Raw genomic sequence first — 24,734 nt, forward strand, 5'->3', positions numbered from 1 at the left:
AAAGAGATGATGAAGACGGATCTTTATTATTAAAGTTTTTGCATTTCCTCGATATAATGTTTTACTTTGTTCAAATGATGAATATGGATATTTATGTGGATCGTATGGATTGCGCTCTCGCGACCTTACACTTTTATTGTCATGGCACTCATGTTGCTGATTATTGGGCCTCTGGCGATAATGCGCACTCCTACAGATATTTTCCCAGACATTAATATACCTGTTATCAGCGTGGTTTGGAATTTCAGTGGCTTGCCTCCTGATGAAATGGGTAACCGCATTACCAGTGTATTTGAACGTGCTGTAACGACTACTGTAAATGATATAGAACATATCGAATCCGAATCCCTGATTGGCGTTGGTGTTGTTAAATTATTTTTTCAACCCGGGGTAAATATCGATGTTGCTTTAAGTCAAGTCACTGCCATTGCTCAGACTATATTACGTAATTTACCCCCTGGAACTTTGCCACCACTCATTTTAAGCTACAAAGCCTCCACAGTGCCTGTATTACAGCTAGTACTATCGAGTGCCACGATACCGGAACAAGAGCTCAACGATTTAGGCAATAATTTTTTACGTACACAACTTGCGACCGTACAAGGCGCTGCTTTACCATACCCTTATGGAGGTAAAGTACGTCAAATCCAGGTAGATTTAAATTTGCAAGCAATGCAAACCTACGGGATATCCGCCCAAGAAATCAATAGTGCCATTCTGGCACAAAACCTGATTATTCCCTCTGGCACCCAAAAAATAGGTGAATACGAATACATCGTTAAATTGAATGGAAGCCCGCGGGCGGCAGTTCAATTAAACGATGTCCCAGTAAAATCAACGCCAGGACGTGTATTATATATACGTGACGTGGCGCATGTGCGAGATGGTTTTGCACCACAAACAAACATAGTAAGAGTGGATGGCCAAAGGGCAGTTATGATGTCCATCCAAAAAACCGGAAATGCATCGACTTTAGATATTGTAAATCGAGTAAAAGCACTTTTACCTAAAGTGAAAACAATGCTTCCAGAAGGCCTTAACTTAACCAATTTTGCTGATCAATCGATTTTTGTAACCGCAGCGATTCGAGGAGTGATCACTGAGGGTATTATTGCTGCGGCCTTAACCGGTCTTATGATTTTACTTTTTTTAGGGAGCTTGCGCAGCACATTTATCATCACTTTATCGATTCCCTTGTCTATCATTGCATCCATAACCTTACTGTCTGCTTTGGGAGAGACCATTAACATTATGACTCTGGGAGGGCTGGCACTGGCCGTTGGTATTTTAGTTGATGATGCAACTGTCGCCATCGAAAACATTAACTGGAATTTGGAACAAGGTAAGGAAGTAGAACAGGCTATTCTAGATGGTGCAAAACAAATTGCGATTCCGGCACTGGTTTCCACCTTATGTATTTGCATAGTTTTTGTACCCATGTTTTATTTGGGCGGGGTGGCGCAGTATCTGTTTGTGCCTTTGGCCGAGGCAGTAATTTTTGCCATGCTCATGTCTTATATTCTATCGCGTACACTGGTTGCTACTCTTGCGAAATACTTGCTTCATAAGCATGAACTATCGGGTGCAGAAAAGAATACAGGGGGCATAGGCAGGCTACACTATCTATTTGAGAAAAAATTTTCCACATTGCGCTTGCGTTATTCGGAAAAGCTCGCTTGGGTATTGAATAATGCCAAATTATTTATTCTCTGCTTTTTAATATTTGTTGGCTTCTCCATATTATTACTTTGGCCTTGGTTGGGATCGAATTTTTTTCCAGAGGTGGACGCAGGGCAAATAAAACTTCATATTAGCGCGCCAACAGGAACGCGTGTAGAAGAAACCGCACGTCTTGTGGATAAAATAGATTCCGAAATCCGACAAGTCATTCCTCCGAAGGATTTAGGGAGTATTGTAGATAATATTGGTTTACCTGTGAGCGGAATCAATTTGTCCTACAGTAATTCAGCAACGAATGGGCCTGAAGATGCAGATATCCTGATTTCTCTAAACAAAGGGCATAAACCCAGCTCTGACTATGTACATCAACTAAGACCTATTCTCAGAGACCATTTTCCACAAGTAACTTTTGCATTTTTACCTGCAGATATAGTGAATCAAATCATTAATTTTGGACTGCCCTCACCAATTAACCTTCAGGTTATTGGTTTAAAAAAGAAAGAGAATATGCGATATGCAAATCAATTAATGAATCAGCTAAAGCGTGTTCCTGGTCTTACGGATGTACGTATAAGGCAATCCCTCAATTACCCTGAATTTTTTGTGGATGTAGATAGAAGCTTGGCAAAGGAGCTTGGATTTACCCAATTCAATGTCGCCTCGGATCTGTTAATCACTTTATCCGGGAGTTTTCAAACGACGCCAACGTTTTGGCTGGATCCAAAAAATGGAGTTTCCTATCCTATTGTAACGCAAGCACCGCAATATGATATGACTTCTTTAAATGATTTATTGAATATTCCCATTGGAAGTTTGACATTGCCTAGTCAACTACAAATTTTAGGTTCCTTCGCGACACTAAAACGTACTTGGACCTCTGTTGTAGAATCTCATTATAACGTTCAGCCTGTTATTGATATTTTTGCTTCAATTCAAGATAGAGATTTAGGTGCAGTGACTAAAGACATCCAAAAAACTATTCATAATACAGAGAATGAGGTTCCGAAAGGATCTTCTGTTGCAATACGAGGCCAAATTCAAACTAAGGAACATGCTTTCAATGGATTGTATTGGGGATTGGCATTCTCTATTTTGCTCGTTTATCTCTTAATTGTGATTAACTTTCAATCTTGGACAGATCCTTTTATCATTATTACTGCATTGCCTGCGGCACTTGCCGGGATTGCATGGATGCTATTTATGACCCATACCCCTTTAAGTGTTCCTGCATTAACGGGGGCCATTATGTGTATGGGCGTGGCAACTGCTAATAGTATTTTGATCATCAGCTTTGCTCGCGATCATCTTGCTTCAGAAAATGATCCCTTGCAAGCAGCACTAGAGGCAGGACAAACTCGTTTAAGGCCAGTCATGATGACTGCATTGGCAATGATAATTGGTATGTTCCCAATGGCGCTTGGTTTGGGTGATGGCGGGGAACAGAATGCCCCTTTGGGAAGGGCGGTTATCGGTGGTTTATCATTTGCAACATTAGCCACGCTCTTTTTTGTCCCTTCTGTTTTTTATGTCATTCACAAGCATAAATTAGAGAAAAAGCAAAGGAAGGATCATGCTTAAAACATTCCACTCGTATGTAAAGAACCATAAATACCGTCGTTTGGTAATCATTTTGATTCTTTTTTTAGTGATTCTTCCCATAATGATTATTTTCAGGGTTTCTGCTGCAAATCACTTACGCAATGAAACCCTTGCAGCAGCTGTTCCTGTAGTGCGAATTATCGAAGCACAAGAAAACAAAGCCATCAATAAATTTATTTTACCCGGCAATGTTCAGGCTTGGCATGAATCGCCTATTTATGCACGGACTAATGGATATATAAAAAAATGGTATGTCGACATAGGGAGCCATGTTAAAAAGGGTGATTTGCTCGCAGTGATTGAAACTCCTGAACTGGACGCACAAGAGCGCCAGGCAAGAGCAGATCTTAAAACCGCAATTGCCAACAATCAACTAGCTCAAATAACCGCCAGGCGCTGGCTGAGGTTAGTTAAAACCAAATCTGTATCTCAACAGGAAACCGACGAAAAAGTAAGTACAGCAGCTGCATTAAAGGCTGCAATGTTTGCAGCAAAGGCTAATTTACAACGGCTGCAAGAATTAGTGAGTTTTGAGCGCGTCATAGCGCCATTTGATGGGGTGATTACCGATCGCGCTACAGATATTGGGGATTTAATCGATGCAGGAAGCAGTTCCACTGCGTCTCCTTTATTTCGGATTGCTCAAACCAGTCCTTTACGGATTTATGTGAAAATTCCCCAGTATTATTCATCACGCATCAAACCCAATATGACTGTTCGGCTACGTTTTGCAGAGCACCCTGGGAAAGTATTTTCTGCACAATTATTTGAAACAGCACAAGCGATCGACCCGAATACTCGTACTTTGCTGGCTCAATTCACCACTCCGAACACAAATGGAGAAATGTTGCCCGGGGGGTATACTGAAGTTTTGTTTGAAATACCCAGTCCGGCTAAAGCAGTCATTTTACCTGTGAACACCTTACTTTTTCAGGCCCAAGGATTACAGGTAGCTATTTTGGATAAAGAAAATAAAATTACGCTAAAACCAGTCACCATTCGTCGTGATTTTGGATCAAAAGTAGAAATTGCAACTGGGGTTGTACCAGGAGATAAGATAGTTCTTAATCCGCCTGATGCAATTTGCACGGGGGAAAAAGTGCGGGTTGTTTCATGAAAAGTAATGAAGGATTTACTTCAAAATGCACTTCTGAGGGCAAGAATATACAGAATCTATCGCATACTCATTGGATGATGCAATTGTACAGCAAAATTGCAGTAGTAAAAAAATCTCTCGTGGTCGTATCATTGAGTTTGGCCCTTATGGGTTGTTCTTTTGCCCCAAAATATCATCGTCCTGTCATGCCCATTCCGGAACATTTTAAAGAACCTGGACAATGGGTGGCTATTAAAACAACGCCACAGATTATTCCTCCAGATGGTTGGTGGCGGGCGTTTCATGATCCCATATTAAATAAGCTTGAAAACCAATTGAATCATGCCAACCAAGATGTCCAACTGGCTTATGCACGATTTCAAGAGTCCCTTTCATTGGTGCAAGTTGCCCGCTCTTATTTTTATCCCACCATCCAAGGACTTTTCAATGCAGACAGGCAGCAAAATTCCCGCACCGTAGCAAATCCAATACCGACTCCTGTTTTTAACCAGTTTTTACTCGGTGCTTTTCTCTCTTACGAGCTTGATGCTTGGGGAAGCATTCGAAATTCAGTCCTTGCCAAAGAGCGTAAGGTCCAGGCAAGCGCTGCAGACCTTGCTTCGGTGCGCCTGAGCATGCAAGCAGAATTAGCTAAAAATTATTTTGCTCTCAGAGGCAGCGACCAAGCACAAAAAATATTAGATGCAACAGTTATCGCTTATCAAAAGGCGCTCTATTTAACCAAAAATCGCTTTCGCGGTGGTGCCTCACCAATATCTGATGTGGATGAAGCAGAAACACAATTGGAGAATGCAAAAACTCAAGCTTCTGATATGCGATTGCAACGAGCTCAGCTAGAACATGCCATTGCGGCATTGATTGGAGAAATTCCAAGTAATTTCTCTTTATCTCCGGTTCATTCCTCCACTGTATTTCTTTCTATAACGCCTAATATCCCCTCAACTATTCTAGATAGGAGACCTGATATTGTGGCTGCTGAAGCAAGAGTCCAAGCGGCCAATGCAAATATCGGGGTGGCACGAGCCGCTTTTTATCCAGTAATTGATTTAACAGGTAGTATAGGATTCCAAAGTAAAAGCCTGACGAATCTTATCTCTAAACCCAGCCTTTTTTGGTCTCTTGGTCCTTTAAGCTTATTGACACTATCGCAACCAGTTGCCCAAGTAACGCTTTTTGATGGAGGGCGCTTGCGCGGATTATTAAACCAAGCGAAAGCTCAATATTTTGAGACAGTTGCTAGTTACCGTCAAACCGTATTAACTGCGTTTCAGGAGGTGGAGGACAGTTTAATTGCCATTCACCAATTGGATAAGGAGTACCGAAGCCAAAAAGTGGCAGCTCTTGCAGCAAAGAGAGCATGGAATCAGGAAGTATATCGATATCAAGGAGGGCTTGTTACTTTTCTGCAGGTGGTGATTGTAGAAAACACGGCACTGCAATCCCAGCTTTCGTTAGTGAATATCCGCACGCGTCGGCAAATAGCCAGCATTCAATTAATTAAAGCTTTAGGCGGTGGTTGGTCTTTTGATGCGGGTGAAACAATATAAGTATCACTTCAGCTGTAAATTTCCATAAATCGATATTTTCTATTTTTTCAACGATAAACTAGAATTTATTAAGGCTTTTTCAATCAGTTGTAAAAGCTTAAGGAAAGTTTTTATGAAAAAAATAGATCCAGAATTATCTTATGGAAATGTCTTTGAGGAAACACCTAATGGAGTCTTCATTTGTAATTCGGAGGGACAATTCATTCTAACAAACCATATTCTTCGAGAAATGCTGGGATATGAACAAAGTGAATTACTCAAGATGAGGTTGTATGATATTTATGCAGTAAAAAATTTAGATCCTTACATGCAACAAACGGCAAAATTTGGGGATGGGAAAATTATTGTCTCGCAAAGGGCCATACAACATAAAAATCAAGATGTCTTTTATGCACAACTATATTTGATTAATATTGGAAATAATTTAACGCAAGGTTTCATCACTGCTTCAGAGGTAGATGAAAACATATTAACCAAACTGATCGATAGTGAAGAGCGATTTAAACAAATCACAGACCATATCCGCGATGTTTTCTTTTTATTTGATTTTAATACCGGAAATTTTCTTTATATTAGTCCAAGCTATCAATTTCTTTTTGGAAAAAATCCGGATTCCCTTTATACAGACCCAAACTCATGGATGGAAATAGTTCACCCCGAAGAACTTGAGAAGATACAAAAAAAATTTAGTGAACATTTTAAAACAGGTAGGATGGACGAAGATTTTCGCGTGATTAAGGAAAATGGAGGGATAGGCTGGTTCAATATCCGTGCATATCCGGTATTTGATAGACAGCAGAGGTTATATCGTAGTACTGGTTTATTTGAGGATGTTACCGCCCAGATCGGTAGAATAAATGATAAATTGGATTATGCTGAGAAATTGGATAGAACTTTTAGTGAAATGTTAACCGCTTTTTCTATTGCAATGGAACAACGTGATCCTTATACCGTAGGTCATCAGAAAAATGTCGCTTATCTATCGGTTGCTATCGGTCGAGAGCTGGGTATATCAGAGCAAAACCTTAAGTGTTTAGAAACAGCAGCATTGACGCATGATATTGGTAAAATAGGTATTCCAAGCGAAATACTTAACAAACCAAATAAGCTCACTCAGCTCGAATTTGAAATAATAAAGACTCATGTTCAAGCGGGTTACGATATATTAAAGGGAGTTCATTTTTCTGGGCCTGTTGCAGATATTGTTTTGGAACACCATGAGCGATTGAATGGTAGTGGTTATCCCAGAGGGCTTAAAGGCGAACAAATCAGGTTGGAAACCAGAATTTTATCTGTGGCTGATGTGGTGGATGCGATGACATCTTTTAGGCCTTATCGAGCAGCTTTGGGTTTAGATGCAGCATTGTCTGAAATCTCAAAATGACGTGATATTCTTTTTGATGGGCAGGTAGTAGATGCTTGTATTCAACTTTTTAAAAAGAACAAACTTCACTTGTATCCCAAAGAAATACTTAGATAATTATTCCAGATAACTGAATTTTTTATTATATACTTTTGGAATGAGAGAAGTAGTTCGGTAATTTATTTTATAAATAGGGGTATTTTATCCAATGATATAAAGGCAAGGAGAATTACCCAATGACCAGCAAATTTTTCGCCTTAGCCTTTATCTTGAGTTCGATAGATTTGAATTAATCAAGGTTAATAGTATAAGAGTAGCTGCCAATACCATCGTATACCGTGTTGATATAACGAATACCATTACAAGAAGCACTTACGGTAGGATGATTCATTAAAGGACCATCTTTAATATCAAGAACGCACCAGTTTTCAGAATCATAGGCTACAGTAACATGCGCATAACCGGAGCGGCATGAAAATGAATCCATTAATTCAAAGCTGCGAGGACCAATTAAGTGGAGAATTACATCGGGGTCATTGAATCCGCTCACAACATAAATACCAGGATGAGAAGAATCGCTCAATCGAAAATAATCCTTGTAGCCGCACCAGGATTTATCTGCATGCGCATTCATCATCATTAAACCAGTCGTTGCCAGTACAATCCATTTTTTCATTTCAATTTACCTTTTTTATTGTTATAGGAGCTGTTGCGATTATATGGAAGTATTGGATACAAAACAATCACTCTGTTGCAATTCCTTCAGTCGTGCGTACATAGGTGGGATCTGCAAGCCAAATAAGAGCAAGTAAGGCTAAAAAGATCCAGGCTGATAGCTTAAAAATATCTATTGTAGCAAGCATATACGCCTGATTAATGATATTTGCATAAATCATCGCAAAACTTTTTAAACCCGAAATACCCAGGGAATGCAGTTGATTTACTGTTTGTTGGACCAAAGGATTGTAAGGCGTGATTTGTTCTACAAGTTGGCTTTGATGAAGTGCTTCTCTATTATTCCACAAAGTCACACTGATGGAGGTTCCAAAGCTTCCTCCTAGAATACGGCAAAAGTTTGCAAGACCTAAAGCGCTGGCTAATTGTTCGGGGGGTAACTCAGCTAAAATGAGGGCAATTAAAGGTGTAAAGAAAAAAGCAAGGCCTATTCCTTGAATAAAACGAGGTTTAATCAATTCGTAAAAGCTTATCTCAGTGTAAAAATTGGCTTGCCATAAACAGGTAACCACGAATACGATAAACCCGATACTGATAATAATGCGTAAATCAAATCTTCCCATATAGTTGCCTACTAGAGGCGTTAAAAAGAAAGGTAATACTCCAACAGGAGCCACAGCCAGTCCTGCCCAAGTAGGTGTATACCCCATTTGGGTTTGCAACCATAAGGGAAAAATAACTACCGTGGCAAAATAAACCATAAATCCAAAAGTAAGACTGATTGTTCCAATTGTAAAATTTCGTTGTGTAAATAGATATAAATCAACAATTGGATGAGTTTGGGTTAACAGCCAGAGGATCAAAAAGCTCAATGTGACTGTTGAGATGATTGCCAAAATTAATATAAATTCAGAATGAAACCAATCCAAATCATGTCCTTTATCTAATAAGACCTGCAAACAACCCACCCCAATCGTCAGTAACGCCAAACCTACAAAATCGATAGGCAATTTAATGACAGGCGTTTCTCTGCCACTCAACGTAACCATAGAAAAAATCACTGCAAATATGCCAACAGGCACATTGATGTAAAAAATCCAGGGCCAAGAGTAATTATCCGTGATAACGCCACCCATAATAGGGCCAAAAATTGGTCCTACAACAGCTACCATGGCCCACACACCTGTTGCCAAACCTCTTTTCTCTGGGGGGTAATTAGCTAGAAGAATACTTTGCGATAAAGGAATCATTGGCCCTGAAACAGCACCTTGAAGGACTCGGAAGAAGACCAACATGCCAAGGTTAGTTGATAAACCACAAAGTACCGATACGATTGTGAATAAAGAAGTAGAGAACAAAAATAATCGAACCTCGCCAAAACGTTTGGCAAGCCAACCTGTAAGGGGGAGCATGATGGCTTGACTGACGGCAAAAGAAGTGATTACCCAGGTACCATTATCAGGGCTCACTCCTAAATCTCCTGCAATGGTGGGGATAGCCACATTTGCAATTGAAATATCCAAGACGTTCATAAATATGGCCAATGACAAAGAAAATGTCATGAGTACCAATCTAAAGCCAGTAAGCGGAGGCAAGTCAGACATTAGGGGTTCTTCCTTGGTAAGGATATATCTGGGGAGTTCTCATGTAAAATTTCATCGATCATTGTTTCTACTTCAGCGAGTTGTTTTTGATACACACTTGTTTGATATTGAAGTTTTGGATCGATTACTTGTGCTATTCGATTTCCTTGTAAGTTATGGATATCAATGGTGACCCTCATCGATAATCCAAGCTGTAATGGAATTTTTTTTAAGTCTTCAGGATTTATACTAATTCGAACAGGAAGTCTTTGGACAATTTTAATCCAATTTCCTGTGGCATTTTGTGCAGGAAGTAAAGAAAAAGCAGAACCGGTCCCTGCATTTAATCCCATCACCTTACCGTGGTACGTCATGCCTGGGTAAGCATCTGCATAGAGTATGGCCGGCTGCCCTATGCGGATGTCATTGAGTGAAGATTCTTTGTAGTTGGCATCAACCCAGGTATTATAAAGGGGGACGATTGCTAACATGACTGAACTCATGGATACTTGCTGGCCGGGTTGAACATTACGTTTCGCTATATATCCTGTAATTGGTGCTGCAATAGTAGTCCTTTTGAGGTTTAAATAGGCAGTTTTTAAATTGGCTTTAGCCGTTTCAACTAAAGGATGATTATAAAGACGCGCATTTTCGACCAAGGCAAGTGCAGCATTTTGTTGATGTAGTGAAAGATCATAGGTGGCCTGGGCTGCCTGGAGTGCAGTTTTATAATGTTGTAGTTCTTCGCGCGATACAGCACGAGTACCAACAAGTCCTTCACGCCGTTTTAAATCCATTTGCGCTTTTACAAGATTGGCTTTATCAAGGATTACTTTTTGTTGCGCTTGGGCTGCATTCTCAAAATACTGACGTACTTGGCGTACTGTCTGTGCCAGGTTGGCTTTAGCACGCTGTAACGCTACGGTATAATCTGTAGGATCTAATTGAATGAGGATTTGTCCTTCCTTGACCAATTGTGTTTCATCGACATTGATTTTAACTACGGTACCTGATATTTGCGGCATCAGCTGCACCATATTCCCAGTCACATAGGCATCGTCAGTATATAATTCGAATCTTCCCCAAATCAGCCAATATAAAAACCACAGCAGTGCAATAATGACAAAAAATCCACCCAGAGTAAGCATGGCTAATTTTCGTTTTTGTCTTGTTTTAGCAGATGTTCCATTATCTTGAGATTCGTTGGTGTTTTCTTTTTTTTCTTCCATGACTTAGAGCGCTCCACCTAAGGCAGTTAATATGCCTACATAGGCTTGTTTCTGCCGGTTTTGTAACTGATGTAATATGGCTGTTTGTTGCACGAGTAGTTGTTTTATTTCAAGAACTTGGATGTAATCAATAATTCCTTGTTTGTACCGTGCTCTAAATGACTTATAATTTGAGTCGAAATGATATAAAGCTTGTTTTTGTCCTTTGATTTGCGCATCAAGGGTTACAAAGCTGGATAATTGATCCCCCACCTGTTGTAATGAATTTAAAATAGTTTGATTGTACTGATTCACAGCAACTTCATATTGAGCATAATTAGCCCTCAAATTTGCTTTGCGTGCACCCGCATCAAAAATGGGTAAATCAAATGCGGCAGTGGCATTGTCATTTTCGAGCCAGAAGTTAAATGCCTTATTAAAATAAAAACTTTGAATGCTTAATAATCCTTTTAAATTGATATTTGGAAAAAAAGCAGTTTTGGCTACATTGACTTGATGGGCGGCTGCTTCAGTGAGAGCACGAGTAGCAATGATATCCGGCCTTTGTGCCAGTAAGTTGGCTGGAAGGATTTCGGGGAGCTTAAGTTGATTTTTATCATATAAGAAGGGCGCTGTATCTATTTGTGTATTTAAAGGATTTTTGCCCATTAAAACTGCCAGTTGGTGCCGTGCCTGCATTTGTGCGCGTCGATAATCTTCAATGGATAATACAGCAGCTTGTGCATTAGCCAAGGCTGTTCGCACGGGAATATTGGATTCGATGCCTTGTCGTTCCCGAGCGACAATGATGTCTGCAAGCTCCCTTAATAGACGCGAATTTTCTTGAGCGAGACGATATTGGAGCATGCTATTTTGAACTTCAAAATAAGTTGTAGCGACTGCTGCACTCAAAACGAGCTGGGTATGCGCAAGATCCATTTGTGCTGCAACTGTTTCATTGAGTCTACTGGCAATGTTTTCTCTATTTTTCCCCCAAAAGTCCAGTTCATAATTAAATTTTAAACCGACATCGGCAATAGTAGCTTGATTGATTTTCACTGAATTTATTGGGGGTGGAAGGTGGCCATGAATAGGGAAATAAGCTTTTTCTACGTAACCACTTGCGCCTATAAATGGCCATAGTGAAGAATAAGCGATCTTTGTCAGTTGTTGCATGCGAGCAATCCTTGCTCTGGCGATACGCATATTAGGGGCATCTGCAAGGGCCACAGCAATAAGTTGATCAAGCTGTGGATCTTTGAATTGTTTAAAATAATAGGTTGATTTACTTTGTTGTGGATATTTAAAACTGAACTTCGTTGTTAAATCAACGGGATTTATTGGTTGTGTCGGAGTATGAATTTCACCAAAAAGGGAGCAACCCGTTAATGCAAACGTGAACAGAAAACACGAAACAAAAAGCGAGCGCAAAATACTAATCCTTTCTATGTAAAATGAAGTAATGTAACAATATTTTTTATTAAAATACATTAATGTTCTCATCAATGAGAAAAGATGATTTATTTTTTACTTTTGAAAATATGGTCTAAAATAATTACGTAAGCACAATTTATATATAAAAATAAGAGGGAATAATGATGAATATTCTAAAAAAAATAATAATGATAGGCTTTTGTATTTCAACAATTGGAATATTGAGCTCTTGTGGAACAGTTCATGGTTTTGGTAAAGATGTATCCACTGTGGGCAAAGACATCCAAAGAGCATCTCGTTAGTGTCATTCAGTCCCTATAGATAATGCTATAGGGACTATACATCACATCATGTACATTTTTTTTATCTGACTACTCCGGATTTTGAATGATATACAGAAAAATCAAACTATTGTAATGATTCTTGATATTTTACTAATTTTAAAAGAGAAATTCAGGCGTGCAATAACTGTCAAGCTGAACTAATCCGTGATAAATTAACCAATATTCATTGGATGATTGCCAAGGATTGGAGTTTGTTCGATTTAAACAAATATATAAAATTTATTCTGGTTTTGCCGATAACGCTGTTGCAAACTTCATGTATGGTCGGGCCTAATTTTCATTCGCCGGTCCCTCCGAAAGTAAAAAAATTTACTGAAAAAACATTACCAGCTAAAACAGTAAGTACACCTGGAGCCGGCGGGCAAGCTCAAAAATTTCTTGCAGATAAGGACATTCCTTTGCTGTGGTGGGAGCTGTATCATTCTCCGGAATTGAATCAACTTATCCGAATGGGGTTATCAAATAGCCCGAATTTGGCTGCTGCATCTGCCGCATTGCGAGAAGCTCAGGAAAATCTCAAAGTGCAAATTGGCAACTCCATGTGGCCGGCAATTGATGCGACTCAAAGTGTACAAAGGCAGCGTTATGCCGGAGTACAAATAGGTCTCCCTACCGACAGCCAGACATTTAATCTCGTATATACCTATTTTAACTTGTCATACACATTGGATGTTTTTGGGGGCGCTCGACGTCAAATCGAAGCCTTAAAAGCCCAAGTAGATTATCAGCAATTTCAAGTGATGGCTGCTTATTTGACCTTAACTTCCAACATTGTCACCACTTCCGTGGCCATGGCCTCTTTTCAAGCACAAATTAATGCAACACTTGATTTAATCAAGGCAGAACAAGGGCTTCTCAATATTTTAAACAAGCAATATCGTTTAGGTGCTGTTTCCAGAGAAAATGTATTGACTCAAGAAACTTTATTGCAGCAAACCAAAGCCACTTTACCTCCACTTCAAAAGAGCTTGTCTCAAGCAAAACATACGTTAACGACACTGGTCGGAACATTCCCGGAAGTTTCTTTACCCGTGATTCATTTAGATAGTTTACATTTACCCACTGAACTGCCTATTAGTTTGCCTTCAAATCTCGTCCGCCAACGTCCGGACGTGCGAGCCGCTGAAGCTTTACTGCATCAAGCCTGCGCTCAAATCGGTGTAGCCACTGCGAATTTATTTCCACAATTTACCATTAATGCCAACGAAGGATGGCTCAACACCTCTTTTGCTAATCTCTTTACCAAAAGACATGAGGTTTGGGCTTTAACTGGACAGGTAGTTCAGCCTCTGTTTCATGGTGGCGCGTTAATGGCACAACGGCGTTCAGCAGTTGCGGCATACCAGCAAACAGCCGCGCAGTATCGGCAAACTGTGTTACAAGCTTTTCAAAACGTAGCGGATGTTCTAACGGGAATCGAAGTAGATGCCCGGACATTACAAGCTCAGATAAGGGCTGAGAATGCAGCTCGCGCTGCTTTAAATCTTACTTCAAAACAATATCGACTAGGTGGGGTAAGTTACATTAATTTATTAAATGCCCAGCAACAATACCAACAAACGAGGATTACCCGTATTCAAGCACAGGCTTTACGCTACAGCGATACAGCGGCACTATTCCAAGCTTTAGGTGGAGGCTGGTGGCATAAACCATGGTGTGTTAAAGAGTGCCTATGATGAGAGAAATTTTTTTGAAAAAGCAAATGATTATTATGTTGATTGTCGTGGGAATCCTTTTCACCTTGATTTTTGGGTGGAAAGCTTTTGGTAATTACATGAGAAATCAATTTTTTATGAGCATGAAATCCCCTGTAGTGACTGTATCTACAATGAAGGTAGAGCCTTCATTGTGGCAACCCACCTTAAAAGCAGTGGGAACCCTAAGGGCAACTCTCGGTGTGAATGTCACTACAGAGCTTGCGGGGATGGTACAATCAATTTATTTTAAACCAGGTACGGCAGTTAAAAAGGGAACTGTTTTAGTGCAGTTGAATGCAGCAGCCGAGCTTGGATTACTGCATTCCTTGCAAGCTCAGGTGGAGCTTGCAAAAATTACTTATAATCGCGATAAAGCACAATACGCGGTGCATGCAGTCAGTAAGCAAACAGTCGACATTGATGAATGGAATCTTAGGAATTTGGAAGCTCAGGTGGCTCAGCAAGCTGCAACAGTAGAAAAGAAGACGCTACGTGCCCCATTTTCTGGTCAACTGGGTATTAATAATATTTATCCTGGCCAATACCTCAATGTAGGGGATGCGGTGACTACATTACAGGCTCTGGATCCGATTTGGGTTGATTTTTATTTACCCCAACAAGATTTAGACAAGTTAGAACTTGGGCAAAAAGTTAAAGTAATCACCGATGTATTTCCTGATAAAATTTTTGAAGGGAAAATTACTACCATCCAACCTATTGTCGATAATGCGACACGAAACGTCACTGTTGAAGCAACGCTGCCAAATCCTAATTTTAAATTAAAGCCTGGAATATTTACCCGTGTTGAAGTCGCAGCAGGAAAGAAACAAAATTATCTGACATTGCCGCAATCCGCAATTAGTTTTAATCCATATGGTGATATTGTATATCTTGTGGAAGAAAGCAAAGAAAAAGACAAGCAGAATAAACCTGTCCTTGTAGTCAGACAAGTATTTGTCACTGTGGGGGATACGCGGGGTGATCAAATTGCAGTGTTGAAGGGCCTAAAAGCAGGCGATATTGTGGTCACAAGCGGCCAATTAAAATTGAAAAATGGAAGCCGCATTGTTATCAACAATAAAATACAACCAGGTAATGAGGCCTCGCCAAAGATAACGGAGAGATAGCAGCAGAGTTCAGGGATGCATCTTCAGGCATTCGCATTGGAATTTGAAAGTAAATCTATTTCAATTCTCACTCTAGGAGATAGCTATTCATTGAAATGCAGTGAGGCAGGCGCCTCATGAAAGCAAATGAGATGAAATTAATCTAAGGATTGTACGCATGCAGTTTACGGATATTTTTATTAGAAGACCTGTACTTGCTACAGTGATCAGTTTGATGCTCTTAGCAATGGGTTTGCGGTCTATGAATTCGCTACCTGTAATGCAATATCCATTCACACAAAATGCTATTGTGACTGTCACTACTACCTATACTGGTGCAGATCCTGATGTAATCGCTGGCTTTATCACCACACCTTTAGAGAACTCCATTGCCCAGGCTAATGGTATTGATTATATGACCTCAGTAAGCTCTCCGAGCACCAGTACTATCACCGTAAATTTACTTTTAAATTATGATCCCCTAAAGGCCTTGTCCGATATCACCACTAAAGTGAATGCGGTACTGAACCAGCTTCCCAAAAATTCCCAACAACCGGTAATAACTGTATCAGTTGGTCAAACGATTGATTCGATGTACATTGGGTTTTATAGCGATGAATTACCAATTAATAAAATCACCGATTATTTAATTCGCGTAGTGCAACCAAAATTACAAGCAGTGAATGGAGTCCAAAATGCCCAGATTCTCGGGAATCAAACTTTTGCATTACGTGCCTGGCTTGATCCGGTAAAATTGGCTGGATATGGAATCTCAGCAGCAGAAGTGGGAAGCGCACTTGCCAATAATGATTTTGTTTCCGCAGTCGGTCGTACGGATGGAACGATGTTTATCCAAAATCTTACCGCAAGTACTGATCTTACTGATGTGAATCAATTTAAGAAAATGATTATTAAAGCGCAAAATGGCGCGATTATTCGTCTGGAGGATGTCGCTACTGTAGACCTGGGTGCGCAAAACTATAATACTTCAGTCAGTTTTGATGGCAGGACAGCAGTATATATTGGTATTGTTGTGGCGCCTTCAGCCAATCTTTTGACAGTTATTGACGAAATAAAAAAAGTATTCCCTACCATTCAAGAACAATTACCTCAAGGCTTAAAAGGACAAATTGTTTATGATGCCAGTTTATTTGTTAACTCTTCCATTCATGAGGTCATTATATCTTTATTAGAAGCTTTCCTAATAGTAACCGGAGTGATTTTTATATTCCTTGGTTCAATACGGTCGGTCATTATTCCTATGATTGCGATACCACTTTCCCTGATTGGCGCTTTCTGGATCATGCTCATCCTGGGTTATTCGATTAACTTGTTAACTTTATTGGCCTTGGTGCTCGCTATAGGCCTGGTAGTAGATGATGCCATCATTGTAGTGGAAAATGTGCAACGTCACATTGAGGAAGGACAAACCCGATACAAAGCTGCTCTGTTAGGAGCACGAGAATTAGCAAGTCCGATTATTGCCATAACCGTTGTTTTGATTGCTGTTTATTTGCCCGTGGGCTTCATGGGCGGATTGACTGGAGCTTTGTTTACTGAGTTTGCGTTCACTCTTGCTGGCGCTGTGACGATTTCGGCAATAATTGCTCTGACATTATCGCCTATGATGTGTTCCAAATTCCTTAAAGTGGGGGATGGAACCTCCAAGGGAAGATTTATGACTTATGTGGACAATTATTTTGCGAGACTTGAGAAGTCCTATGAACGGGTTTTATCCTCTACGCTAAAGCAACTATCGGTAGTCATTGTATTTGCCATCATTATTCTTTTAAGTAATTATTTTCTTTTTGTGTCTTCAAATTCTGAACTGGCACCTCAAGAGGATTTAGGAATTATTATTGCCCAAGTGACTGCTCCAGCGAATTCATCCTTAGCGCAAACCCAACTTTATGCGAATGCCGTCAGCAACATATTTAGACAATTCCCAGAAACTGATCATATTTTTCAGGTGGATGGCTCTCAAGGATTAAATACTTCGATTATTGGGATGGTATTAAAACCATGGGAGCAGCGGCAACGCACATCAAATGAATTGCAGCCTCTGGTGCAAAAGGAGATTGATAAAATCGCCGGAGCAAAGGTGGCTGCATTTCAGCTTCCCTCATTACCAGGAGGTGGAAGTGGACTACCCATACAGTTTGTTATTAATACGACTGAATCGTTCGATAAATTAAATGAGGTACTACAGCGAGTCTTGGATAAAGCTTATGAGTCGGGTATTTTCATGTTTATAAATCCTGATCTCAAAATTGATCAAATACAAACCAAAGTGCTATTAGATAGAGATAAAATATCACAGTTTGGTTTAACAATGCAGGATATTGGTAATTTGTTTGGTTCTGCTTTAAGTGAGGGATATATTAATTACTTTAATTATGCAGGTCGTTCATATCAGGTTATACCCCAAGTGGAAAGAAAATCTCGTTTGAACGCGGATCAAATATTGAATTATTATATAAAGACTGCCTCAGGGGCTTCCATACCACTGTCCACAGTTGCTACATTGCAGAGACAAGTTGTTCCTGAATCCTTAAATCATTTTCAACAACTCAATTCTGCAACGATTTCTGCAGTGGCATTCCCGGGTGTTTCCATGGGAACTGCCCTAGATACCTTAGCTGATATTGCCAAAGGGGTGTTACCACAAGGGTATTACATAGACTATGCGTCACAATCACGGCAGTTTATTCAAGAAGGATCTAACCTTATCATCACTTTTTTCTTTGCACTGATCATTATATTTTTATCATTAGCTGCTTTATTTGAAAGTTTTCGGGATCCACTTATTGTATTAATTAGTGTGCCCATGTCCATTTGCGGGGCAATGATTTTCGTCAGTTTAGGTATTGGAAATGCAACTCTGAATATTTATAGTGAAGTGGGTTTAGTGACATTAATTGGCCTTATTAGCAAACATGGTATCTTAATTGTCCAATTTGCTAATGATTTGCAAGCGAGTGGCCAAAAGAAATTTGATGCAATTAAAGCAGCTTCTGCCATTCGATTGCGGCCAATTTTAATGACCACTGCGGCAATGGTTTTGGGTGTTATACCCTTAATTTTTGCTACAGGTGCAGGTGCAGCGAGCCGTTATAATATCGGGTTAGTCATTGCAATGGGTATTTCAATAGGGACATTATTCACTTTATTTGTTGTTCCTTCGATGTATTTGTTGTTAGCGGCTGATCATTCCAAAAAAGCATCAGCAGAGCATCTGGAATCTGAAGAATCTTTGGGGTAGTTTGTATGGCGGGAATTGGTGTGACCCTACTTCTTTCCCTCAAAGGTTAGAATATGTTTATAGATTGAATCTTTTTAGAAAGATTGAAGTTAAAATCCTTTAATGTTATTTTCCGCTTCAAAATTTCAAAGAGAGAGTCCCCATGTTTTTTAAAGAACAAATTCAGGAAATAAACCGGGTAGTTAACAACTTACGCGCACAACAAGATTTGTTAGAGCGTCAGCTTAAAGATGGATCTATATCAAAAGATCAATGGCAGCAAGAACAGAAGAGACTTGCTCAACTTACCAACGCCTATACAAATAATCTGATATCTGCTGTACAAGAAGAAAAAGATGAAATATCTAATTTAAAATTTAGTAAATGAAATCAGATAAAATTTAAAATTAAACGGTGGCAGTAGCAGTAGACATAGATGATGGTTCATAATCTTTGTCCGATATTTCTTTAGCCTGTTTAGGATGTGAAAAGAAGCCAATGCGTTGGGTTGCCGCCCTTTTTTGGGGTGGTTTTTCGACAGCATCTTTAATGTCTTCAAGAAGTTGTTGCCGTGATGGTGTATATAAATGTAATGCTTCAAATAACCACAGAAGACATACCTTTAAATAGGCAAAACTAAAGGTTTCTATTTGTTTGTGTTTTAAGATGATACGAGAGAAATTAGAATCATTTATTTCTTTACTTATTTCTTTGATTCTATCCTGAACTTCCAATGACTTGTCATTAGCCATAGCTTCCAACTTGCTGATGCGGTTCGATTTCTCAGCTAAAGTCTCATTACTTTCAAATAAAGAGGTTTGATTATCGATAGCAGTTCTTGCTTCTTTAAAATAACTTTTGAAGTGCGCTAACGCGATTTGCACGGCATCTAAATGGTTGTATTGAGCAAAATATTTTTTTTCAAATTTACTCATTTCTAATTGCAAGCACCGTTTGATATTGGAATCGATATCCTCCTTAAATTTTGATTCTTCAATGATTTCTGTTCGGAGCTTCACTAAATAGGATTTAAGTTTTGTCCTGTATTCTGCGTCTGTATATTGCAATCCTAAAAAACTGTTACACATCGTCTCCAGATTTTTGTCAAAGGATTCCTCAGTATACTTGTCAATAAACAGAATTTCTTCTTGATTCTGAATTGGAAGCAAACTCATGAGATAGTCTAATTTCTCACCAGCTGTTTCAAGCTGCATTTGGTGTGTTGCTTTTAAGCCCAGATAGTAATGATGGCTTGCAACAATTAATGCCTCAACTTCTGTATGATGGGGATCATAATCTTTCAGTCCGAAATTACATAGCGCATCCAATGTGTGATCTTCTGGATACTGGCTAGGCGTTATTTCAATTTTTTTATCCCGTTTAAGTTTCGTTAGCTTAGGGAGTGCTTTTTTATAGGCCGCCGCCAATTCGATTTTAGCTTGAGCCTGAGATACAAAAGAGGGGCGTGCTGTAATATCAAAAATTTCTACAGGTGTTGTTAGTTGTAGATACCAATAGTATAAATTTTCAATATCTTTATAACTTTCATCAATTCTTTTTAGATATTTTTTTGAGTTTTCAATCTGTGTTTCGGCTTGGGCAATTCTTTTTTCCAGCGGTTCCCGATCAAAAGCAATATCAAAGTATTTTTGTGACGTTAAACCGAGTGGATGCAATAATCCCTTAATGAATTCATCTGTTATTTGTCTTAATGGTCCTGAGAGTAAACCGGGTTGAAGTCCTAACCTGTTTTCCCAACGATCTGCTTCCAGTAGCATGGGTGTAAATACTGAGGCGCGTATTTTTTCTAGATTATCAATGACTCCATCATGAGCTGTCGTCGTAAATTCATTAAGCTTTGTTGTGAGTTCCTGATAGAGATAAATCATATTGGGTGTTAGCAGGAACAGTTTGAAATAGGAATCAGAATCGTTAATGAGGTTTTCTATGATTAAGGTAGCTTTTTTAGCTCGAATGTGTAAGTTATTTAGTTCTTCAGTAGTTAGATAATTCGTATTTCTAAGCGCTCTTATGTGTTTCGGACCAATGTAAAAGGCATTGAGTACGTACCATAATGGATTATATTGTACTTCAGTCGGGCCGTAGGAAACTTGTTCTGCGCCCATTTGGTAGGTTTCAGATTGTTCCTGAAAAGTGGCATAGAGATATTGTGCTTTATCCAATAAATCACGGGCAATAAAACCTAAATGAGGATCAGCAGCCAATCTTTTGGCTGATTTAATGATCTCATTTAAATGTCCATAGGCTTGTAACAAATAATAAACATAACGACTTTTAGCACTTTGATCATTTAATTTTTCTAATTCAAGAACGATTCCTTCTAAATGGAACATACTATTAAATATATCTTTCAAAGCACAAACCTGTTTGCCTTGTGCCAATCTTTTATTCTTGTCTTCCATTTCGGGATAGGGTACTGAAGGGCCTCTTACCATTTGAGCGAGATCACTGAACACTGTTGTAGGTATCAGTTCAATGACCTCTTGGGATTGGGGTTTGTTAGGATTTAATTCCTTTTGCATGGTGTTGTTTAAATGTTTCGTCACATCAAATAATGATTGTCGAAACTCGTGAATGCGTTTGGAGTAATTGGTGTGCTGAAGGACGTATTGCTCTCTACCAGTTCTAGTATCAGGTTTGAGTTCTCTAGTAATATTTTCTTGTGTGAATTTTTGTTGTGCCATTGCGTTGAATAATTGCTCTCTCCGCCTCCACTTATTGGTAATTTTGGAAAAGAAATCACGAAATGGCCTGTCTAATTCGAAAAACAGTAGAAGTGAAGGTTTTGCATTTTCATCAACTTCGCGATTGGATAAAAGAGCAGCGAAATATTTATCAAGCTGCAAGACATCCTCTTTCAATTCAGGGGGTACGGCACAAATTAAATAAGATTGGAAAATACTGTATCGATTTCTCAATCGATCTTTTACTTTAGTATCCATTTCATTCAGAAACAAAATATCCCCTTGAAGCTTGGGATTTGCATGCATTTCTTTGCTTAACAATTTCATGAATTGAATGTATGCATTTTGGATCACTAAAAATTTATTATGCTTGTTTCGATACCATTGATAAATTTCAAGGGTTTGATCAGCATCTAAATCTTGAGTATTTAAGAGAAACTTATCACCTTCTGATCTTACAAAATGCAACTTTGCGTCTTCTGCGCGTTTGGCAGTTAACTCCAGGGAATCCTTTTCATCAAGGAATTTAGATTTTGAAAAATTATAATAAGTTTGACTTTTATCTTGCCACTTACCCAAGAAATCCCGAATATGTTTGTCTAAATCTAAAAACAAAGAGGGAGGCGGTGTTTTTAAAATATCTGTTGACTCATTTTCTAGTAAGGCACTGATATATTTTTCAAAACGGTGTCTAGACTTATGGAGATCAGATGGCAGAATGAATTTTAAATAAGGTTGAAAAATGGGAAATAACTTACAGCATTCTTCTTTTGCTTTTTTATCAATACTCGTTAATAAAAAATTATTGTGACCATGTCGCCGTGATTTCAGCTCAATTTGTTTTTTTATGATATCGGAAAATTGGTTGTATGCTACCAGAATTTCCCGGAATTCATCTTTACCAAACCACTCTAAATCTATATGGTCTAAAAATGTATGGATATTTCTATTTAACCTATTAAAACTTTCTGTAGATGGCGCGCTTTTGATGGGTCTTGATGCAAACAAATCAGATAAATAATGTTCAAAACTGATTGCTAGGTTTTTAATCTCTGGTGCGATAATGGCAGTTAAATAAGGTTGAAAAACCTTTTTTTGGGCCAAGTCGTCGAATTCAGAAGAAATGATTGAAGTTAGATAAGGTTGAAAGACTAGAAATAATTGTTGGCATTCACTTTTTAATTCAGGAGCAAGAGCGTGTATACCTAAACTCTTTTCATAAAGAGCAGGTTCTTGTTCCATGTGTTCTTTAATAATGTGTGCAAAACGCAAATAAGCAAATTTTACATGTTGAAATTCTGCTTTAGAAAGTCTGGAATTTCTATCTTTTTCTTTTTCGGTGTCCAGAGGTATGGACTCATCAAGAGCATAAACATCCGCTTCTTCATGAAATGGGAATAAAACCAATTTCGCTTTTTTGTGGACCGAGTCAATGAGATCTTTATTTAAGTCAATATGAAACAACTGGCTGTTTTCATCTTTGGTAATTAAATCCTTTAATGCTTTTTCTTGAGCTAATATCCTGCTGATATGATCTACTGGAAGACGACGTGTCATATAGCGTATAGGCCTTCCCACATAAGAAGACCAGTCTTCGGGTTTGGTTAACCTAGAGATAATGAGATCATTTAAATTAAGATCCAGTTTGGCCATGTACGGCTTAATTAATTTATAAAGTAGGGTTAATTCCTTTTTGATATCTGCTGGAAGCTGATACAAACTGAGAGATTTGTATTGAGGATCATTTAATATTTCAAAAAACTGTTTACATGCCGAATTTGCCTTCTGAATCCTATTTAATTTTTTATTGGCTTTATCAATCCTTTTATAGGTTGTTTCCAATCTTAATTCAATAAAACGAGTATCTTCAATTTCGAGTAACTCTTCACCTTTCGCTTTGAAGTCTATTGCTTTTTTGGGTAAGTAAAGTATTTTTTCATATAAGACTTTGACTTGCTCCATTAGAGGAACTGACAAAGTTCCAGGCTTTAGCATGGCATTGTCTTCAATTTTATCAACCAAGCTAAACAAAGCTGGTAAAACCTCATATTTTAGTTTAGCCAGTTTCTCTCGAATCAGATCTTGGGAAGCCTCGCTCAGCTCTCCTATTTGTTCCAGTGAACTTGTGGAGAGGGTGATAATATTGCGGATGATATGGATATAATTTAAGAATTTTAAAGAAACAAAAAAACTATTCCCTTTTAAATTTTCAATATCATTCAATAAATTAAGGGCGGCTCTTTGTAATTCATCCAGTTTTTCCTGGTTCAGTTTCGGCTCGGATTTTTTTATTTCCGAAGAAAATTGTTCGATGTATTGGGTTAATCTATTGATATAACTCGGTAAAACAGCACTAAATTGGGTAAGAAAGTTAAAATCTACATCCCCACCGATAGGACGCATTTGATCAACTGCAATTCCTGCGATTTCGCCTGCTTCATAGGCTATAGGCATGGGATCAAGAGCCTTTACAATCTCTTCTTTGTTTTGAGCTTGTTTCTTAACAAATTCTTGAATTTGGTTGAATAAGGGAATGATAATAGAGAGCTCTTCCTGGAACATCTCTTTAAGATCAACATCTAAATGAGTCAGGAGATAACTGGCTTCATAGGCAAGATCTATGGTTTTACCATAAAGTAATTTCAGATCGGAATAACTTCTTTTTATATTTCTGACATCTACATTTTCTAAATCAATAAAAGTTAATCGTGCATAATAAAGTGCATTAATTAATTTTTTAATCTGAGAAATATTATCTGGATCCAGGGAGTAATCTTTAAAAGGTGCCCAACTGGTATGACCTAATCTGGACGTTGCTGACAATACTCTTGCCCTAAATGCTTTCAGGGTAAAGGGTTGGGAATGGCCTCTTTTAGAGGTAATACTTAATATATCAGGTAAAAAGGGTTCTAAATCTTCAGCTTTAAAACCTGGCTGTAGAGGAAGGCTGAGTTCTTCTTTCTTAATGAGACCAGTTCTTAATTTCCCTGTAGAATCAAGAACCGTGTACCGAAGACCTTTATCTACTGCACGGACGTATAATACGCCCTGTTCCACTTTCATGCCTTTTGTTATTAAGGATATCTTATAGTGAAATGGATTGGGGGCTGCAATTTCTTCCAGGACAGCATCTTTAATAATTTTATTATCAGGAGTAATGACTGAGTAGGCAATTTTTCCATTGTGCGCTCTTATATAAACTTTACCAGGCTGCAATTCGGTTTCGTCTGACATGAAACAAAGTTCATAGCGTGGAAAATAAGGAGCGATTCGATGACTTACATGTTTACTGTAAAGAACATCAAAAATTTTAGTGTCTATCCTTTCCAGTAATTTAGATATCTGGTTTTGCTTGAATGACTCTAATAATTTTATATATTCTTCAAATATCATTTACAGATAACCTAATGAAATTCATAAATAATTTCTGTCATT

At 38.6% G+C, this 24,734-nt stretch carries 14 protein-coding genes; 9 read left to right on the plus strand and 5 right to left on the minus strand.

All coding sequences use genetic code 11. The features are described from left to right. The first annotated feature begins 93 nt into the window (after nucleotides 1-93). The 4 genes from BU07_RS0102440 to BU07_RS16940 all read left to right on the plus strand — a co-directional run bounded on the left by BU07_RS0102440 (nucleotide 94) and on the right by BU07_RS16940 (nucleotide 7,327). Complete coding sequence (locus BU07_RS0102440; RefSeq protein WP_031563365.1) at nucleotides 94-3,258, plus strand: efflux RND transporter permease subunit; 3,165 nt, start codon at nucleotides 94-96, stop codon at nucleotides 3,256-3,258. Next, the gene (locus tag BU07_RS0102445; protein ID WP_031563366.1) at nucleotides 3,251-4,396 is read left to right on the plus strand and encodes an efflux RND transporter periplasmic adaptor subunit; all 1,146 of its coding nucleotides are present in this window, start codon (nucleotides 3,251-3,253) and stop codon (nucleotides 4,394-4,396) included. Before BU07_RS0102440 ends, BU07_RS0102445 begins: the two co-directional genes overlap by 8 nt. Then, nucleotides 4,393-5,943, plus strand: a complete 1,551-nt coding sequence (locus tag BU07_RS0102450) for an efflux transporter outer membrane subunit (protein WP_242601884.1) — start codon at nucleotides 4,393-4,395, stop codon at nucleotides 5,941-5,943. The genes BU07_RS0102445 and BU07_RS0102450 overlap by 4 nt, the downstream gene beginning before the upstream one ends. A 112-nt stretch (nucleotides 5,944-6,055) precedes the next feature. Next, nucleotides 6,056-7,327: an HD domain-containing phosphohydrolase gene (locus BU07_RS16940; RefSeq protein WP_051635446.1), complete on the plus strand. Its 1,272-nt coding sequence runs from the start codon at nucleotides 6,056-6,058 to the stop codon at nucleotides 7,325-7,327. Between the two features lie 268 nt (nucleotides 7,328-7,595). Here the strand turns inward: BU07_RS16940 and BU07_RS0102460 are convergent, their stop codons facing one another. The 4 genes from BU07_RS0102460 to BU07_RS0102475 form a co-directional block, all read right to left on the minus strand. Continuing rightward, a complete protein-coding gene (locus tag BU07_RS0102460) occupies nucleotides 7,596-7,982 on the minus strand; it encodes a hypothetical protein (protein ID WP_031563368.1) in 387 nt (128 codons plus the stop codon). A 67-nt stretch (nucleotides 7,983-8,049) separates the two neighbouring features. Beyond that, nucleotides 8,050-9,585, minus strand: a complete 1,536-nt coding sequence (locus BU07_RS0102465) for a DHA2 family efflux MFS transporter permease subunit (RefSeq protein ID WP_031563369.1) — start codon at nucleotides 9,583-9,585, stop codon at nucleotides 8,050-8,052. After that, nucleotides 9,585-10,793 carry an HlyD/EmrA/EmrK family protein gene (locus BU07_RS0102470; protein ID WP_031563370.1) on the minus strand — a complete coding sequence of 403 codons (1,209 nt, stop codon included), beginning with the start codon at nucleotides 10,791-10,793 and terminating at the stop codon, nucleotides 9,585-9,587. The genes BU07_RS0102465 and BU07_RS0102470 overlap by 1 nt, the downstream gene beginning before the upstream one ends. Before the next feature lie 3 nt (nucleotides 10,794-10,796). Next, nucleotides 10,797-12,203, minus strand: a complete 1,407-nt coding sequence (locus BU07_RS0102475) for an efflux transporter outer membrane subunit (protein ID WP_031563371.1) — start codon at nucleotides 12,201-12,203, stop codon at nucleotides 10,797-10,799. 164 nt (nucleotides 12,204-12,367) lie between these two features. On the opposite strand from BU07_RS0102475, the gene BU07_RS0102480 reads away from it, so the two are divergent. The 5 genes from BU07_RS0102480 (at nucleotide 12,368) to BU07_RS0102500 (ending at nucleotide 18,982) form a co-directional block, all read left to right on the plus strand. Further along, nucleotides 12,368-12,508, plus strand: a complete 141-nt coding sequence (locus BU07_RS0102480) for an entericidin A/B family lipoprotein (RefSeq protein ID WP_242601883.1) — start codon at nucleotides 12,368-12,370, stop codon at nucleotides 12,506-12,508. A 233-nt stretch (nucleotides 12,509-12,741) separates the two neighbouring features. Then, complete coding sequence (locus BU07_RS0102485; RefSeq protein WP_031563373.1) at nucleotides 12,742-14,226, plus strand: efflux transporter outer membrane subunit; 1,485 nt, start codon at nucleotides 12,742-12,744, stop codon at nucleotides 14,224-14,226. After that, nucleotides 14,226-15,374 (plus strand): efflux RND transporter periplasmic adaptor subunit, encoded by a 1,149-nt coding sequence (locus BU07_RS0102490; RefSeq protein ID WP_035898955.1) that lies wholly within the window; start codon nucleotides 14,226-14,228, stop codon nucleotides 15,372-15,374. Before BU07_RS0102485 ends, BU07_RS0102490 begins: the two co-directional genes overlap by 1 nt. Before the next feature lie 157 nt (nucleotides 15,375-15,531). Continuing rightward, complete coding sequence (locus tag BU07_RS0102495) at nucleotides 15,532-18,615, plus strand: efflux RND transporter permease subunit (protein WP_031563376.1); 3,084 nt, start codon at nucleotides 15,532-15,534, stop codon at nucleotides 18,613-18,615. Nucleotides 18,616-18,757: 142 nt separating this feature from the next. Further along, entirely contained in the window at nucleotides 18,758-18,982 is a 225-nt protein-coding gene (locus BU07_RS0102500) for a hypothetical protein (RefSeq protein WP_031563378.1), read from the plus strand. 19 nt (nucleotides 18,983-19,001) lie between these two features. On the opposite strand, the gene BU07_RS0102505 is transcribed toward BU07_RS0102500, so the two are convergent. Further along, nucleotides 19,002-24,692, minus strand: coding sequence for a hypothetical protein (locus tag BU07_RS0102505; protein ID WP_051635447.1), 5,691 nt, complete (start codon nucleotides 24,690-24,692; stop codon nucleotides 19,002-19,004). Between the last annotated feature and the right edge of the window lie 42 nt (nucleotides 24,693-24,734).

It is taken from the genome of Legionella wadsworthii DSM 21896 = ATCC 33877 (assembly GCF_000701265.1).
Lineage (GTDB): Bacteria > Pseudomonadota > Gammaproteobacteria > Legionellales > Legionellaceae > Legionella > Legionella wadsworthii.